General features: G+C 66.4%; 15 protein-coding genes. 4 read left to right on the top strand and 11 right to left on the bottom strand.

Annotation, left to right across the window (positions count from 1 at the left end):
- Positions 1–10: 10 nt before the first annotated feature.
- The 4 genes from OEG79_RS00270 to OEG79_RS00255 form a co-directional block, all read right to left on the bottom strand.
- Positions 11–1,387 carry an aspartate aminotransferase family protein gene (locus OEG79_RS00270; protein ID WP_264146914.1) on the bottom strand — a complete coding sequence of 459 codons (1,377 nt, stop codon included), beginning with the start codon at positions 1,385–1,387 and terminating at the stop codon, positions 11–13.
- Between the two features lie 20 nt (positions 1,388–1,407).
- Positions 1,408–2,871, bottom strand: a complete 1,464-nt coding sequence (locus OEG79_RS00265; RefSeq protein ID WP_220801847.1) for an NAD-dependent succinate-semialdehyde dehydrogenase — start codon at positions 2,869–2,871, stop codon at positions 1,408–1,410.
- 133 nt (positions 2,872–3,004) lie between these two features.
- Positions 3,005–3,658, bottom strand: a complete 654-nt coding sequence (locus OEG79_RS00260; protein ID WP_264146913.1) for a 7-cyano-7-deazaguanine/7-aminomethyl-7-deazaguanine transporter — start codon at positions 3,656–3,658, stop codon at positions 3,005–3,007.
- A gap of 174 nt (positions 3,659–3,832) precedes the next feature.
- A complete protein-coding gene (locus tag OEG79_RS00255; protein WP_264146912.1) occupies positions 3,833–5,293 on the bottom strand; it encodes a PLP-dependent aminotransferase family protein in 1,461 nt (486 codons plus the stop codon).
- 88 nt (positions 5,294–5,381) lie between these two features.
- Here OEG79_RS00255 and OEG79_RS00250 point away from each other — a divergent pair, with 88 nt between their 5' ends.
- Genes OEG79_RS00250 through OEG79_RS00240 form a run of 3 tightly spaced genes read left to right on the top strand, consistent with a single transcriptional unit; the run spans position 5,382 to position 7,139 of the window.
- Complete coding sequence (locus tag OEG79_RS00250; RefSeq protein WP_264146911.1) at positions 5,382–6,014, top strand: FMN-binding negative transcriptional regulator; 633 nt, start codon at positions 5,382–5,384, stop codon at positions 6,012–6,014.
- 13 nt (positions 6,015–6,027) lie between these two features.
- Positions 6,028–6,468, top strand: a complete 441-nt coding sequence (locus OEG79_RS00245) for a GNAT family N-acetyltransferase (protein WP_264146910.1) — start codon at positions 6,028–6,030, stop codon at positions 6,466–6,468.
- Entirely contained in the window at positions 6,468–7,139 is a 672-nt protein-coding gene (locus OEG79_RS00240) for a GNAT family N-acetyltransferase (RefSeq protein ID WP_264146909.1), read from the top strand. Before OEG79_RS00245 ends, OEG79_RS00240 begins: the two co-directional genes overlap by 1 nt.
- On the opposite strand, the gene OEG79_RS00235 is transcribed toward OEG79_RS00240, so the two are convergent.
- Positions 7,140–7,646, bottom strand: coding sequence for a C40 family peptidase (locus tag OEG79_RS00235; protein ID WP_264146908.1), 507 nt, complete (start codon positions 7,644–7,646; stop codon positions 7,140–7,142).
- A gap of 260 nt (positions 7,647–7,906) precedes the next feature.
- On the opposite strand from OEG79_RS00235, the gene choX reads away from it, so the two are divergent.
- Positions 7,907–8,833, top strand: a complete 927-nt coding sequence (gene choX / locus OEG79_RS00230; RefSeq protein ID WP_264146907.1) for a choline ABC transporter substrate-binding protein — start codon at positions 7,907–7,909, stop codon at positions 8,831–8,833.
- Here choX and OEG79_RS00225 read toward each other — a convergent pair.
- From OEG79_RS00225 to OEG79_RS00200, 6 genes are all read right to left on the bottom strand, one after another.
- On the bottom strand, positions 8,830–9,306 hold the full coding sequence (locus tag OEG79_RS00225; protein ID WP_264146906.1) for an Lrp/AsnC family transcriptional regulator: 477 nt from the start codon (positions 9,304–9,306) through the stop codon (positions 8,830–8,832). The two genes, choX and OEG79_RS00225, sit on opposite strands and share 4 nt — an antisense overlap.
- 11 nt (positions 9,307–9,317) lie before the next feature.
- Positions 9,318–10,322, bottom strand: a complete 1,005-nt coding sequence (gene doeB, locus OEG79_RS00220; protein WP_264146905.1) for a N(2)-acetyl-L-2,4-diaminobutanoate deacetylase DoeB — start codon at positions 10,320–10,322, stop codon at positions 9,318–9,320.
- A gap of 4 nt (positions 10,323–10,326) precedes the next feature.
- The gene (gene doeA, locus OEG79_RS00215; RefSeq protein ID WP_264146904.1) at positions 10,327–11,517 is read right to left on the bottom strand and encodes an ectoine hydrolase DoeA; all 1,191 of its coding nucleotides are present in this window, start codon (positions 11,515–11,517) and stop codon (positions 10,327–10,329) included.
- 58 nt (positions 11,518–11,575) lie between these two features.
- On the bottom strand, positions 11,576–12,553 hold the full coding sequence (gene eutC / locus OEG79_RS00210) for an ectoine utilization protein EutC (protein WP_264146903.1): 978 nt from the start codon (positions 12,551–12,553) through the stop codon (positions 11,576–11,578).
- Positions 12,554–12,562: 9 nt separating this feature from the next.
- The gene (gene eutB, locus OEG79_RS00205) at positions 12,563–13,534 is read right to left on the bottom strand and encodes a hydroxyectoine utilization dehydratase EutB (protein WP_264146902.1); all 972 of its coding nucleotides are present in this window, start codon (positions 13,532–13,534) and stop codon (positions 12,563–12,565) included.
- Positions 13,535–13,829: 295 nt separating this feature from the next.
- Positions 13,830–15,227, bottom strand: a complete 1,398-nt coding sequence (locus OEG79_RS00200) for a PLP-dependent aminotransferase family protein (protein ID WP_264146901.1) — start codon at positions 15,225–15,227, stop codon at positions 13,830–13,832.
- Positions 15,228–15,321: the final 94 nt, after the last annotated feature.

The raw sequence follows: 15,321 nt of genomic DNA, 5'->3' as shown, positions 1-15,321 counted from the left end.
ACTGCTCGACTCAGAGCACCTCGCAGGCCACCGCATCCACCGCGGCCTTGGCGATGCCCACCACCTCGTCCGCTTCGGCGCGGGTCAGCACCAGCGGCGGGGCGAAGCCAAGGATGTCGCCGTGCGGCATGGCACGGGCGATCATGCCGCGTTCCAGGCATGCGGCGGAGACCCGCGGACCCACCTTGAGCGATGCATCGAACGGCGTGCGTGCCTCGCGGTCGGCCATGAACTCCAGCGCGGCGAGCATGCCGACGCCACGCACTTCACCGACCAGCGGATGACCTTCGAAGGTCTGGCGCAGCTGCTGGTTGAGGTAGGCGCCGACTTCGGCGGCATTGGCGGCGATGTTTTCCTTCTCCAGGATGTCCAGGTTGGCCAGCGCCGCAGCGGCGCAGATCGGGTGGCCGGAATAGGTCCAGCCATGGCCCATGGCGCCGTCGCGGGCGGAGGCCTCTTCGATCACGCTCCATACCTTCTCGCCGACGATCACCGCGGAAAGCGGTGCGTAGGCGCTGGTCAGGCCCTTGGCGGTGGTGATCAGGTCCGGCTGCATGCCGAACATCTGACTGCCCATCGGCGTACCGAGGCGGCCGAAGGCGCAGACCACTTCGTCGGCGATCAGCAGGATGTCGTACTTGGCCAGTACGGCCTGGATCGCCTCCCAGTAACCCTTGGGCGGGACGATGATGCCGCCGGTGCCCATCACCGGTTCACCGATAAAGGCGGCCACGGTATCCGGGCCTTCGGCGAGGATCAGTTTCTCCAGATCCTCGGCGCAGTGGCGGACGAAGGCTGCCTCGTCCATGCCGGCCGGCGCCTTGTAGAAGTGCGGGCAGGCGGCGTGCTTGATGTCCGGCTGCGGCAGGTCGAAATGCTGGTGGAAGCTGGCCAGGCCGGTGAGGCTGCCGGTCATGATGCCCGAGCCGTGGTAGCCGCGCTGGCGCGAGATGATCTTCTTCTTCGCCGGGCGCCCGAGCACGTTGTTGTAGTAACGCACCAGCTTGATCTGGGTCTCGTTGGCGTCCGAGCCGGACATGCCGTAGTAGACCTTCTTCATACCCTTGGGCGCCCAGTCGATGATGCGCGCCGACAGCTCGATGATGGCCTCGGTCGAGTGACCGACGTAGGTGTGGTAGTAGGCCAGCTCCTTGGCCTGCTTGTAGATCGCCTCGGCCACCTCGGTGCGGCCGTAGCCGATGTTCACGCAGTACAGACCGGCGAAGGCGTCGATCAGCTCGCGACCTTCGTGATCCTTGATGCGAATGCCCGAGGCGCTTTTGATGATGCGTCCCTTGAGCGCGCCGCTGGCGTGATCGTGGGCGTGAGTGGACGGGTGCATGAAGTGGGCACGGTCCTGGGCGAACAGCTCGTCGTAATGGCTCATGGAAATCCTCCGGGTGGGGCTCAGTAGCGCTGGCCCTGATGATGGATGCAGAAGTACTTGGTTTCGACGAAGGGCTCGAAGCCTTCCGTACCACCCTCGCGGCCGAGGCCGGAGGCTTTCATGCCACCGAAGGGAATCGGGTGGCCGGTGAACTTGGTGCCGTTGACCGCCACCATGGCGTGATCGAGGCGGCGAATCAGCGGGTGGACGACGTCCACGCGGTTGGAACAAATGTAGGCGGCCAGGCCGTATTCGGTGTCATTGGCCATGGCCACGGCCTCATCCAGGCTGTCGAAGGCGCGGACGCCGGCGATGGGGGCGAAGTTTTCCTCGCGGTAGATGCGCATGTCGTCGGTGACATCGGCCAGCAGCGTCGGCTGCCAGAACCAGCCGCCCAGTGCATGCGGCTCGCCGCCGGCGAGCAGACGCGCGCCCCGTTCGACGGCATCGGCGACGCGCGCGGCCGTGGCATCCAGCGCGGCCTGGTGCATCAGCGGGCCGATCTGGTTGCGCTCGTCGCTGCCGGGGCCGACACGCAGGCCGCGCACCGCCCTGGCGAAGCGCTGCAGGAATTCTTCATAGACCGGGCGTTCCACCAGAATGCGGTTGGCCGCGCAGCAGTCCTGCCCCGAGGTCTGGAACTTGGCATCCAGCGCCACCTGCACGGCGTGGTCGAGATCGGCATCGGCGCAGACGATCAGCGGCGCATTGCCACCCAGCTCCAGCGCCACCTTCTTCACGTCCTCGGCGGCGGCCTGCAGCACCAGCTTGCCGACCCGGGTCGAGCCGGTGAAGCTCACCGAACGCACGCGGGTGTCCTTGACCAGCGTCTCCATGGCCATCTGTGGCTCGCCCAGCACCACGTTGAACACGCCGGCGGGAAACCCCGCCTCCTCGGCCAGCTGGGCCAGGGCAAAGGCACTGTAGGGCGTCTCGTGCGCCGGCTTGACCACCACGGTGCAGCCGGCCGCCAGGGCGGCAGCGGCCTTGCGAGTGATCATCGCACTGGGGAAATTCCACGGCGTGAGCAGGGCGCAGACGCCGACCGGCTCCTTCAGCGTGCCGAGCTGGGCACCGGGGATATGGCTGGGGATGGTCTGGCCGTATAGCCGGCGCGCCTCTTCGGCGAACCAGGGGATGAAGCTGGCCGCGTAGCGGATCTCGCCACGGGCTTCGGCCAGCGGCTTGCCCTGCTCCTGACTGAGAATGCGCGCCAGATCTTCCTGATGTTGCAGGATCAGTTCGGCCCAGCGCCGTAGCAGGCCTGCACGGGCATCCAGGCTCTGTTCGCGCCAGCTGGCGAAGGCGCGCTGGGCGGCATCCACCGCAGCGCTGATCTGTTTCTCGCCAAGCATTGGCACATGGCCGATCACGCTCTGGTCGGCGGGATTCTGTACCGCCACGCTGGCGCCGTCGTCACTGTGCACCCAGTGGCCGTCGACGTAGCACAGCGATTTGAACAGCAGGGGATGATCGAGGGGCATGGCGATGTCTCCGGGCCGATGGGCATGGGAGACATGCTAGGGAAGGGCGGCTTGGCGTTTTTTCCAAGCCGGAGCGGCGTGACCGCAGATTTTTCTGTACGAAGACCGTCGGCAGCAGGTTTTTGCCGCCGCCTCAGGCGGCCGTCACCGGTCGCTGCGGCAGGGCGCGGATGATGGCGCTGAGCAGCATGCCGTACAGCGGCACGAACAGCATCAGGCTGATGGCCAGCTTGATCACGTAGTCCACCGTGGCGATTTCCACCCAGTTGACGGCCATGAACTGGTCGTCGCTGCGCCAGAAGGCCACCGAGAAGAACAGGAAGGTATCCAGCAGGTTGCCGAAGATGGTCGAGGCGGTGGGGGCGATCCACCACTGGCGCATCGTACGCAGGCGGTCGAACACCTGAATATCGAGCAACTGGCCGAAGGCATAGGCGAGGAAGCTGGCCACGGCGATACGGAACACGAACAGGTTGAACTCGCCGAGCGACGCCAGGCCGCCGAAAGCCCCCTCGTGGAACAGCACCGAGACCACGTAGGAAGCCAGCAGCGCCGGCAGCATGACCCGGGCGATCACCACCCGCGCGGCATGCTTGCCGATCAGGCGCACGGTGAGGTCGGTGGCCAGGAAGATGAACGGGAAACTGAACGCGCCCCAGGTGGTATGCCAGCCGAACAGGGTGATCGGCAACTGCACCAGGTAGTTGCTGGCGATGATGATGAGGATGTGGAAGGCGATCAGGCCAGCCAGCACGGGGCGGCTGACCGACGCGGGAATCAGGGTCATGTCTGCGTCCTTTTTCATGGAGTGGGGTGAGGGAACCCACTGCCGCAGCCGACATGGCCACGAGCGGCGCGCATTCTAGCCTGTTGTTGACTTCCGGGATAGGTTTTCCGACGAAGCTGCCCGCGCGTGCAAGAATCAGGCGGGCATAGCCGCCGACACCTGGCTTGCCGAGCTTTACGACAGATGCCAGGCCCGCCGCAGCTCCCGCACCGCTTCGTCGATCTGCGCCTCGGGCACTGCCGCGAAACCCAGCACCAGCCCGGCGCGGGCATCGCCAGGCTCGACGCTGTCCTCCAGCCAGTAATCGCTGAGCGCGTTCATCTCCACTCCGGCTGCCCGCGCGGCACTGACCAGTTCGCGCTCGCGGGCCAGGCTGTCGACCCGTACGCACAGGTGCAGCCCGGCTTCCACGCACGGCAGCGGCGCACAGCCGGGTATCGCCTGTGGCCAGGCCCGGACCAGGGCATCGCGACGCTGTCGTGCCGCCTGCCGCATGCGCCGCACGTGACGCTGGAAATGCCCGGCGGCGATGAACTCGGCCATCACCGCCTGAGTGCCGATCTCGCTATGACGCATCTGCAGCGCCTGGCGCTGGGCAAAGGCCTCCGCCAGTGCCGGCGGCAGCACCAGATAGCCCAGGCGCAGCGCCGGGAAGGCGATCTTGCAGAAGGTGCCGACGTACAGCACGCGACCCTGACGATCCAGCGCGGCCAGCGGTGCCAGCGGCGTGCCGCTGTAGCGGTATTCGCCATCGTAGTCGTCCTCGACGATCCAGCCGTCCTGGCGCTCGGCCCATTCCAGCAATTCCAGGCGCCGCGCCAGCGACAGGGTGACGCCGGTCGGGTACTGGTGCGACGGCGTCACATAGGCCAGGCGACAGCCCTCGATGGCTGCCAGCGCCGTGGTCTCCATGCCCTCGCCATCGAGCGGCACGCCACGCAGGTCGGCGCCCGCCACGGAAAAGGCGTAAGCGGCGGCGCGATAGCCGGGGTTTTCCACCGCTACACGGTCGCCTGGCTGCACCAGCAACTGCGCGCAGAGGCTGATCGCCTGCTGGGCGCCGCAGGTGATCACGACCTGCCGCGGGTCACAGGCCAGCCCGCGGGCGTTGCGCAGATAGGCGGCCACCAGTTCGCGCAGCGTGCGATCGCCGGCCGGGTCGCCATAGCCCAGGCGCTCAGGCGAGGGCCGGCGCCAGAAGCGTGCCTGCAGGCGCGCCCAGGTGTCGAATGGGAACAGGTCGAAAGCCGGCACGCCGATACGGAAGGCACGCGGCGCCCCCGTCAGCGGAGCGGGCAGAGAATGGCGCTGCAGCGAGGCACCCGGATCCGGTGCGCAGGGTATGGCTGGCACAACCGGCCGCGCCAGGGCCAGATCGGCCACGTAGGTGCCGTCACCCACCCGACCTTCGACATAGCCCTCGGCGTACAACTGGTCGAAGGCACGGGTCACGGTATTGCGCGATATCGCCAACTGCCTGGCCAGGTCACGACTGGCCGGCAGACGCGTATTGCCCGGCAGGCGACCATCGAGAATGCGTTCGCGCAACGCCTGATAGAGCTGGCGCGACAGGCCGGCTGCAGGGTCGAGGCGGATACCGGACAGATCGACCGGCAAGGGTGGCGTAGCGGGCATGATTGGCTCCATGAAACTGCCTGTAAATGGATCTTACAGGGAACCAATATCCTGCCTAGCATGGGCGCATCGAAACCAGGAGACGCCCATGTATTGCCCCTCTGCATTCCGCCAGGACGACCTGGCCACCCTCCATGCACAGATCGATGCCAGTGGCCTGGCCGTGCTGACCAGCTCTGGCGAACAGGGCCTGCAGGCCAGCCATCTGCCGCTGCTGCTGGAGCCGGGCGAAGGCGAGTTCGGCACCCTGTACGGCCATTTCGCCCGCGCCAGCCCGCACTGGCGCGACCTCGCCAGCGGCGCCGAAGCGCTGGTGGTGTTCAACGGTCCAGACGCCTACGTCCACCCGGGCTGGTATCCGGCCAAGGCCGAGCACGGCAAGGTGGTGCCGACCTGGAACTACATCGCCGTGCACGCCTGGGGCCAGGCCGAAGTGTTCGATGAGCCCGAACGCCTGCTGCAGCTGGTCAGCCGTCTCAGCGACCGCCACGAGCGTCAGCAGGCGCAGCCCTGGGCGGTTAGCGATGCACCACGCGAATACCTCGACACCATGCTCCGCGCCATCGTCGGTTTCGCACTGCCGATCCGTCGTCTGCAGGGCAAGTGGAAGCTCGGCCAGAACCGCTCGGCTGCCGACCAGGCAGGCGTGCGTGCCGGGCTGAGCGCCTCACCCAGCCCGCGCAACCACGAACTTGCCGCCCGTATGTCCACCCTGGACTGAGAGGAACACCGCCATGCTCGAAATCCGCCCTATCGGCACCGATGACCACGCTGCCTGGCTGCCGCTGTGGCACGGCTACCAGCGCTTCTACCAGACCGAGATCCCCGCTGCGACCAGCGCACTGACCTGGCAGCGCTTTCTCGACCCGGCCGAACCCATGCATGCCGCGCTCGCCTGGCTCGATGGCCAGGCCGTCGGCCTGGTGCATTTCATCTACCACCGCAGTTGCTGGACCAAGGGCGACTACTGCTACCTGCAGGATCTGTACGTGGCCGAGAACACTCGCGGCAGCGGCATCGGTGCTGCGCTGATCGAACATGTCTATGCACAGGCCCGGGCAGCCGGCGCCAGCCGCGTGCACTGGCTGACTCAGGAAGCCAACTACCGCGGGCGCCAGCTCTACGACCGTATTGCCGATCGCTCCGGCTTCATCCAGTACAGGAAGCTGTTTTGATGACCCGGGACCTCAGCCACTGGCAACCTCGCCCGACGCCGGATCAGCGTACGCTGCCGGGCCGTTTCGTACGTCTGGAGGCACTCGACGCCACACGCCACGGCGATGACCTGTGGGCCGCTCTGCAGGGGCCGGACCCGGCGCTGTGGGACTATTTGCCCTATGGCCCGTTCAACGAACGCGGCGCATTCGATGCCTGGCTCACCACAAATGCCGGCAGCCGCGATCCACTGTTCTACACGGTGCTGGAGCAGGGCTCGGGGCGCGCCCTGGGGCTGTTCAGTTACCTGCGCATCACCCCGCAGGACGGTAGCATCGAGATCGGCCACGTGGTCTTCGGGGCGTCGATGCAGCGCACACCTGGCGCGACCGAGGCGGTTTACCTGCTGGCCCGCCACGCCTTCGACGATCTCGGCTATCGCCGCTTGGAGTGGAAGTGCGACAACGCCAACGCGCGTTCCAGGCGCGCCGCCGAGCGCTTCGGCTTCGTCCACGAAGGGCTCTTTCGCCAGCACATGGTGCGCAAGGGCAGAAACCGCGACACCGCCTGGTTCGCCATCATCGACGGTGAATGGGCCGTGCGCCGAGAGGCCTTCGAGCGCTGGCTGGCAGCCGACAACTTTGCCGCCGACGGCCAGCAGAAACAGCGCCTGGAAACCTTCAGGACCTGATCAGGCCGTCGGCACGACGCGCTTGGCCAACTGGAAATGGCGCTGCCAGTAGGTATCGTTGAGACGGTCGATGCGCACCCTGGTGCCGCGCCGCGGTGCATGGACGAAACGTCCCTCGCCGATGTAGATGGCCACGTGATCCACCGAACCGCTGCGAATGCGGAAAAACAGCAGGTCGCCCGGCTGCAGATCGCTGCGCCTCACTGTGGGCGCATCCAGCCGCGCCAGGTCTCTGGAAGTACGCGGCAGTTCGAGGTCGTCCTGGGTCTTGAATGCGTATTGCACCAGACCGCTGCAGTCGAAGCCCTGGCGAGGGCTGGTGCCGCCCCAGCGATAAGGTGTCCCCAGGGCACCGAGGGCGCGGTCGATCACCTCGCGGGCCGGTTTCTGCTCGGCCGCCTGCGGGGCAGCCGGGATGGTGTGAATGCGAAAGGTGGCGGAGGCCTGGGCACAGATCCCCAGTAAAAGGGCGCCCCCCAGAAAAAATGACGTGAAAAACTTCTTCAAACTCAGTGACCCTGGTGACACACCTTGCGCGGAGGACCTTCCGAATCAAGGCATTGCATCGAAAACCAGCCTCCTGCCCGTCCCGGTGAGGGACAGCCCGGGCAAGCCCCTGGTTCACTTTCGTGGCAGAAGACTCGACGAACGGTTGGCCGCTGATCCTTCTTGTTTCCGCTCGATCGCGTCCAATCGCGAGCCGGTGGTTGAGCCGTGCGCTCTCGCCCGTTAAGGTCAGGGCGCGACTCACCTGAAAGGATTCACTCATGACGCTCAAAGCCATCCTGATTGGCGCCTCGCTGCTGGCCTTCACCTGCGGCGCCCAGGCGCAAACCGAAAGTGCCAACTGCTCCACCGTGACCCTCGCCGACCCGGGCTGGAGCGATATCGCCGTGACCAACGGTATCGCCAGCCTGCTGCTCGACAGCCTCGGCTACAAACCGCAGCCCCGCACGCTGGCAGTGCCGATCATCTTCGCCGGGCTGCAGAAGGGCCAGGTGGACGTGTTCCTCGGCAACTGGATGCCGGCCGGCCAGCACGACTATGAGCGCTACGTGGAAAGCGGCCAGGTCGACAAGGTGGTGGAAAACCTCGGCGGCACCGAATACACCCTGGCCGTGCCGACCTACGTCCACGAAGCCGGCGTGAAGGACTTCAGCGATCTGGCCAGATTCGCCGACCAGTTCGGCAGGAAGATCTACGGCATCGGCTCCGGCTCGCCGGCCAACGACTACATCCGCCAGATGATCGAAGGTAACGAGTTCGGCCTGGGCGACTGGCAACTGGTGGAATCCAGCGAGCAGGCGATGCTGGTGCAGGTCGGTCGGGCGGTGAAGCGCGACGAGTTCGTGGTGTTCCTCGGCTGGACGCCGCACCCGATGAACGTGCAGTTCGATATGCAGTACCTCAAGGGCGGCGAGAAATTCTTTGGCAGCACCGGCTCGGTCAACACCCTGGCGCGCAAGGGTTATGTGGCCGAATGCCCGAACGTGGGCAAGCTGCTGAGCAACCTGAAGTTCACCCAGGAGATGGAGAACACCATCATGGACGAAGTGCTCAACCGCCGCGTCGCCAATGCCACGGCGATCAGGAGCTGGGTAAAGGCCAATCCCGCGGTGCTCGACGGCTGGCTGGAGGGCGTGAAAACCCGTGATGGCGGTGAAGGGCTGGCGGCGGTTAAAGCGAAGCTCTAGTCGTCCAACTCAGTGGGCGCGCCCGAGGCGTCCGCCTTGATGGTCTTGGTGACGATGTAGGTGAAGTAGCGCTCGATGCCCAGGTCTTCCAGCAGCAGCTGGTCGACGAAACGCTGGTAGTGGTCGATGTCGCGGGCGCGGATCATGGCGATGTAGTCGACGCCGCCGCCGGTGGCGTAGCAGAAGCCCACCTCCGGCGCCTCGGCCAGGCGCTGCTCGAAGCGGCGCATGTCCTGGGCGGTGTGCCGCGCCAGGGTGATTTCCACCAGCACCTGCTGGCTCCTGAACAGCGCCGCCCAGTCGATCTGCGCACGATAGCCCTTGATCAGCCCGGCGCCTTCCAGCTTGCGCACCCGCTCCCAGGCCGGCGTCACCGAGAGGTTGATCGCCTCGGCCAGGGCCGACTTGGTGATCCGCCCATCCTCGGAAAGGATGCGCAGGATCTTCAGGTCATAGCGGTCGAGCTTGTGCATGCGCGCTCCTCTCAGCCCACCACGTCGGCGACCACCGCGAGGGTATCGCCACTTTTCACCAGCCCGGGGAAATGCCGGGCAGCGAGCAGGCCGCTGCGTCTGGCGCGGTATTCCCGGGCCGGCTCGCCGGTGCGGCGCACGCTGTGTACCCGGGCGATCACCTCGCCCTTTTCCACCGTCTCGCCGAGGTCGCGGCACATCTCCAGCAGGCCATCGTCTTCGCTGGCGACGAAGCAGTCGCCATCGGGCATGTCCAGCATCACCGACTCGCCGGCCTCGATTTCGCCCTGCAGCAGGCCGAAGTGGATCAGCAGGTTGCGCACGCCACGCTCGGCGATGGCCAGGCTTTTCGCCGTGCTGCTGCCGCCGCCACCCAGCTCGGTGGTGACGAACACCTTGCCCTGCTCCTCGGCGGCGGTGTCGTACATGCCCACCGCATCCAGCTCCAGCATGCGCATGCAGTAGGGCGCGGCGAAGGCGCGCATGCCGGCGGCGCAGGCGGCGTCCTGATCCTTGTCCGGCAGCACGTGGCAGGCGGCGAAGGGCAGAAAATCCAGGGTCTTGCCGCCGGAGTGGATATCCAGCACCACATCGGCCAGCGGCAGCAGGGTGCGCTGAAAGTAGTCGGCGATCTTCTGCGTCACCGTGCCATCCGGCTTGCCGGGGAAGCTGCGGTTGAGGTTGCCCTTGTCGATGGGCGAGGTGCGGGTGCCGGCCTGCACAGCCGGGGTGTTCATGAACGGCACGATGATCACCCGGCCGCTGATGTCCTCGGCGCGCAGGCGCTGGGCCAGCTTGCTCAACGCCAGCGGGCCTTCGTACTCGTCACCATGGTTGCCGCCGGTAAGCAGGGCGGTGGGGCCGCTGCCGTTCTTCACCACGGTAACCGGAATCATCACCGCGCCCCAGGCCGAATCGTCGCGGGAATAGGGCAGCTTGAGAAAGCCGTGCTGTACGCCGTCACGGTCGAAATCGACCGTGGGGCTGATGGGGTTGTCGCGCAGAACGTCGGTCATGGCGTCAGTCCTTCACGAACAGCTTGCGCGGCACGTCGCAGAAGGTTTCCACGCCGCTGTCGGTGATCAGGATCGACTCGGTGATTTCCAGGCCCCAGTCGTCCAGCCACAGGCCGGGCATGAAGTGGAAGGTCATGCCGGGCTGTAGCACGCTGTCATCGCTCGGGCGCAGGCTCATGGTGCGCTCGCCCCAGTCTGGCGGGTAGCTGATACCGATGGGGTAGCCGCAGCGGCTGTCCTTGTGGATGCCGAACTTCTCCAGCACCTTGAAGAAGGCGCGGGCGATATCGCCGGTGGTGTTGCCCGGCCTGGCCGCCTCCAGGCCGGCGGCGATGCCTTCGACCACGGCCTTCTCGCCGTCGAGGAAATGCTGTGGCGGCTTGCCCAGGTAGATGGTGCGCGACAGCGGGCAGTGATAGCGCTTGTAGCAGCCGGCGATCTCGAAGAAGGTGCCGGCGCCGCTGAGCATCGGCGAGTCATCCCAGGTCAGGTGCGGCGCGCTGGCGTCGGCGCCAGTGGGCAGTAGCGGGACGATGGCCGGGTAGTCGCCGCCATGACCGTCGGCGCCGAGGATGCCGGTGCGGTAGATCTCGGCCACCAGCTCGTTCTTGCGCAGGCCCGGCTCGATCTTGTCGAAGATCGCCGCGTGCATCTTCTCGACGATCTTCGCCGCGATGCGCATGTAGCCGATTTCGGTGGGCGACTTGATCGCCCGCTGCCAGTTGACCAGCGCGGTGGAGTCGACGAAACGGGCATTGGGCAGGTTGCGCTGGAGCGAGCCATAGGCGGCGGCGCTGAAGTAGTAGTTGTCCAGCTCGACGCCAATGGTCAGCCCGTCCCAGCCACGCGCGGTGATGACCTCCGTGGACAGGTAGTCCATCGGGTGGCGCTCGGTGGACTGCACGTAATGGTCGGGGTAGCCGACGATGTTGCTCTGCTGCATGAACACCGTGCGCTTGGCGCCGTTGGCGTCCTGGCCGCGACCATACCAGACCGGCTCGCCATCGAGCGCCAGCAGCACGCACTGGTGCACGTAGAACGACCAGCCGTCATAGCCGGTGAGCCAGGCCATGTTGGACGGGTCGGTGACGATCAGCAGCTCGATGCCCCTGGCCTGCATGGCGCTGCGTGTCTTGGCCAGGCGCTGGGCATATTCCTCCCGACTGAAGGGGAGGTTGACGACGATTTCGGACATTGCGTTGCCCTCGTGATGGAACGGTTATTCAGGCGCGGCGTGCCGCGCCCGCAGGGTTTCAGGAGTCGAAACTGAGGCCTTTGCCGGCCGCGACAGCGCGCTGGTAGGCAAGACTGGCGATGGCGGTGTCCTGGGCGCCGGTGCCGGTGAGGTCGCACAGGGTGATCTGCTCGGATCCGGTACGCCCCGGACGCTGGCCAGCGATCACCTGACCGAGTTCGGCGAAATCAGCATCCGCAGCAACCAGGCCAGCGGCGATGGCGTGATTGAGCTCACCGAGCACACGGGTCTGACTCAGTCGGTCGGCCACGTAGGCATCGACCCGCGCCAGTACGGCCGGAGCGATCTCGTTCTTGTGCTCGGCATCCGAGCCCATGGCGGTGATGTGCAGCCCGGGGCGCAGATGCTGCGGCTGGATCAGCGGCTCGCGGCTCGGTGTGGTGGTGATGGCGATATCGGCGCCGTCCAGCGCCGCGTCGATGCTGTCCACCGCGCGGGCATCGTCCAGCTCGGCGGCCATGGCCTGGGCCTTGGCGGGATCACGCGCCCAGATACGCACCTCGCGCACCTCACGCACCAGGCGCAGCGCCTGCAACTGCAGGCGCGCCTGCTCGCCGGCGCCGAGGATGGCAACCACCCCGGCGTCTTCCCGGGCCAGCCATTTGGCGGCAATGGCGCCGGCAGCGGCGGTGCGCACGGCGGTGAGGTAGCCGTTGTCCAGCAGCAGCGCATCGGCCAGGCCGGTGCGCGCCGAGAACAGCATCATCAGGCCGTTGAGGCTGGGCAGGCCGAGCTTCGGATTGTCGAAGAAGCCGGGGCTGACCTTGATCGCGAAGTGGTCGACGCCAGGCAGGTAGGCGGTCTTCACGTCCACCTCGCCGTTGTGCTCGGGCACGTCCAGACGCAGGATCGGCGGCATTGCCACGTCGGCCGTGGCGAGCAAGCGGAAGGCATTTTCCACCACCGCCAGGCTGTCGGCGTCGAGACCGACGCAGTCGCGCAGGTCGGCCTGGTTGAGAATCAGGGTCTTGGCCATGGGAAATCCTCAGGCGTCGGCGCCGTTGATCACCCGAAGGTGCTGGTCGATGTCGATATTGCGGCCGCTGATCACCACCACCACCGGGCCGCGCGGCTCGATCAGGCCGTCGAGCAGGGCGGCGATGCCCACCGCTGCGGCGCCTTCGACTACCAGCCGCTCCTCGCGGTAGGCATGGCGAATGCCGCGGGCGATGGAGGCTTCGTCGAGCAGATGAACCTGGTCGCACAGCTCACGGGTGATGGCGAAGGTGTAACGGTTGTCCAGGCCGATGCCGCCGCCGAGCGAGTCGGCCAGGGTCGGCAGCTCTTGCACCTCCACCGGCTCGCCGGCCTGCAGGCTGGCGTGCATCGCCGCGCCCAGCTGCATGCTGATGCCGTGGGTGCGAATCGCCGGGCTGGCCGCCTTGATCGCCAGCGCCACGCCGGCGAACAGGCCACCGCCGGACAACGGCACCAGCACTTCGCAGACGTCCGGACACTGCTCGAGAATCTCCAGGCCCAGGCTGCCCTGGCCGGCGATCACGTGCGGGTGGTCGAAGGGCGGGATGAACGCGGCGCCCTGATCGCGGGCGATGCGCAGGGCTTCGAGCTGGGCGTCGTCCTGGCTGCGACCGCTGATCACCACCTCGGCGCCCAGTTCACGAATGGCGCGCACCTTGTTCTGCGGCACCAGCTCGGAGAGGCAGACGCTGGCCTTCACGCCCTGCTGCGCGGCGGCGAAGGCCAGCGCGCGGCCGTGGTTGCCGGTGGACGCAGTGACCACGCCGAGGCGCTTCTGCGCATCATCCAGCTGCGCCACTGCGTTGCTCGCACCACGCAGCTTGAAGCTGCCGGTGGCCTGCTGCGACTCCAGCTTCAACCATACCGGCACACCGGCCAGGCGGCTGAGGCTGGGCGAATGCTCCAGCGTCGTCTGGCGTACCACGCCGGCGATACGCTGGCGGGCCTGAAGCAGGTCATCGAAGGGGATGGAAGACATGGCGCACGTTCCGTGAAGGTGTGCGGCCGAGTGTATGAGCGGGAAATTGAGCGGCTGAATGTACTAGGACGATTTTTTATTGGTGTGCTTCAGGAGGTAGGCAACCGGTGCGTTTGCCCAGGGCGTGCCATGCGCAGCGATGCTGCCCGCGAGCATCGGAGCAACCATTCCCGGATTTCATCCGGGCTACAAGCCCCTCTCCCCAACCCTCTCCCGCAAGCGGGAGAGGGGGCTAAATCCTTATACCGTCGGAGATGTTGTAGGAGCGGCTTCAGCCGCGAAGCTTCTTACCGTGCTAGAAATCATGCACCTTCGGGTACTGCTCGAAGACGTCACGCACGATCCGCACGCCCTGGCGCATCTTCGCTTCACTGCATTCGGCACCGACGCACAGGCGTACCGCGCGCGGCCGCGGCATGCCCGGCGGAACGAAGGGATCGGGCAGGGTCAGCGCGACGTTGCGCCGGCGCAGCTCACGCAGCAGGCTGTCGGTATCCCAGCCTTCGGGCACGCGCAGCCAGCTGTTCAGCGAATAGGGGTGGTTGCCGATCAGGTGTTCGCCCAGTTCCTGTTCCACCAGCGCCTGCCGGTTGGCCAGCAGCTGGCGCTGCAGCTGCACCAGATCCTCGGCCTCGCCGGAATCGATCCAGCGCGTGGCGATCTCACCCAGCAGCGACGGCGCCATCCAGCTGTTGACCCGCAGGATGCTCTCGGTGCGCAAAGCCAGGCGCTTGGGCATCACCAGATAGCCGATGCGCAGACCGGTGAGCACCGACTTGGTCATGCTGGTGCAATAGAACGACAGCTCCGGTGCATAGTGGCTGAGCGGCCGCGTGGCCTGCTGACCGGCCAGCAGCGGGCCGTAGACGTCGTCCTCGATGATGTACACGCCATAGCGGCGGGCGATTTCGGCGATCTCGCGGCGGCGCTCGTCGGGCATCAGCGCACTGGTGGGATTGTTCAGGTTGGGCGTGCAGACCAGCGCGGTGATGCGCTCGTTGCCACACATGTCCTCGAAATGCTCGGGGTTCAGCCCGTAGCGATCCATCTCCAGGCCCTTGAGGGTGAAACCGAGCACCTGCGAACTGCCGATAGCGCCGTGGTCGGTCAGGCCTTCGCAGAGCACCACGTCGTCTGGCCCGGCCAATGTGGCCAGAGCAAGGAAGATGGCGTGGGCAGCGCCGCTGGTCAGCAACACGTCCTCGGTGCCGACATCCATGCCCAGACGCGCCAGCCAGCGCACCGCGGCCTCGCGCTGATGCTGCAGACCGGCGATCGGACGAAAGGCGTGAATCCACGGCTGGTCGACCTCCTGCGCCAACTCCAGGCAGGTCTGCCGCCACAGGCGGTCGTGGGCGTCAGTATGCAGAATGCGCGCATTGGAGAAGTCCATCAGCGCCTGCTCGGTACGGTCGAGCATGCTGGTGGCCACGCGCTCGCTGGTGCGCCTTGAGACGAAGCTGCCACGCCCCACCTCGCAGCGCACGCGGCCCTGGCGTTCCAGTTCCTTGTAGGCGTTGGTCACGGTCTGCACGCTGATGCCCAGCGCATCCGAAACCTGACGTTGCGGTGGCAACCGCTGGCCGTCGATCAGGGTACCCTGTTCGATATCGGCGGCGACCGCCTGAACCAGGAGCTTGTATTTCGACTCGCCCGGGCGCGCGTTGGCCAGGGCCTTCTTCCAGTTCTGCATCGACGGCTCTCTACTGGCGACTGTGCCCCAGCATCACGCGTGCAGGGTTGCGATTCAATTGTCCTAGTGCAATGCCGCAGCGAAAAAAGCCTTT

Origin of the sequence: Pseudomonas sp. Z8(2022) (assembly GCF_025837155.1) — a bacterium.
GTDB lineage: Bacteria > Pseudomonadota > Gammaproteobacteria > Pseudomonadales > Pseudomonadaceae > Aquipseudomonas.
This window is presented reverse-complemented; position numbering and strand designations above follow the sequence as displayed.

Coding starts and splice junctions, on each gene's coding strand:
- OEG79_RS00270 (WP_264146914.1), bottom strand. CDS start 1,387: ATGAGCCATTACGACGAGCTGTTCGCCCAGGACCGTGCCCACTTCATG.
- OEG79_RS00265 (WP_220801847.1), bottom strand. CDS start 2,871: ATGCCCCTCGATCATCCCCTGCTGTTCAAATCGCTGTGCTACGTCGAC.
- OEG79_RS00260 (WP_264146913.1), bottom strand. CDS start 3,658: ATGACCCTGATTCCCGCGTCGGTCAGCCGCCCCGTGCTGGCTGGCCTG.
- OEG79_RS00255 (WP_264146912.1), bottom strand. CDS start 5,293: ATGCCCGCTACGCCACCCTTGCCGGTCGATCTGTCCGGTATCCGCCTC.
- OEG79_RS00250 (WP_264146911.1), top strand. CDS start 5,382: ATGTATTGCCCCTCTGCATTCCGCCAGGACGACCTGGCCACCCTCCAT.
- OEG79_RS00245 (WP_264146910.1), top strand. CDS start 6,028: ATGCTCGAAATCCGCCCTATCGGCACCGATGACCACGCTGCCTGGCTG.
- OEG79_RS00240 (WP_264146909.1), top strand. CDS start 6,468: ATGACCCGGGACCTCAGCCACTGGCAACCTCGCCCGACGCCGGATCAG.
- choX (WP_264146907.1), top strand. CDS start 7,907: ATGACGCTCAAAGCCATCCTGATTGGCGCCTCGCTGCTGGCCTTCACC.
- OEG79_RS00225 (WP_264146906.1), bottom strand. CDS start 9,306: ATGCACAAGCTCGACCGCTATGACCTGAAGATCCTGCGCATCCTTTCC.
- doeB (WP_264146905.1), bottom strand. CDS start 10,322: ATGACCGACGTTCTGCGCGACAACCCCATCAGCCCCACGGTCGATTTC.
- doeA (WP_264146904.1), bottom strand. CDS start 11,517: ATGTCCGAAATCGTCGTCAACCTCCCCTTCAGTCGGGAGGAATATGCC.
- eutC (WP_264146903.1), bottom strand. CDS start 12,553: ATGGCCAAGACCCTGATTCTCAACCAGGCCGACCTGCGCGACTGCGTC.
- eutB (WP_264146902.1), bottom strand. CDS start 13,534: ATGTCTTCCATCCCCTTCGATGACCTGCTTCAGGCCCGCCAGCGTATC.
- OEG79_RS00200 (WP_264146901.1), bottom strand. CDS start 15,227: ATGCAGAACTGGAAGAAGGCCCTGGCCAACGCGCGCCCGGGCGAGTCG.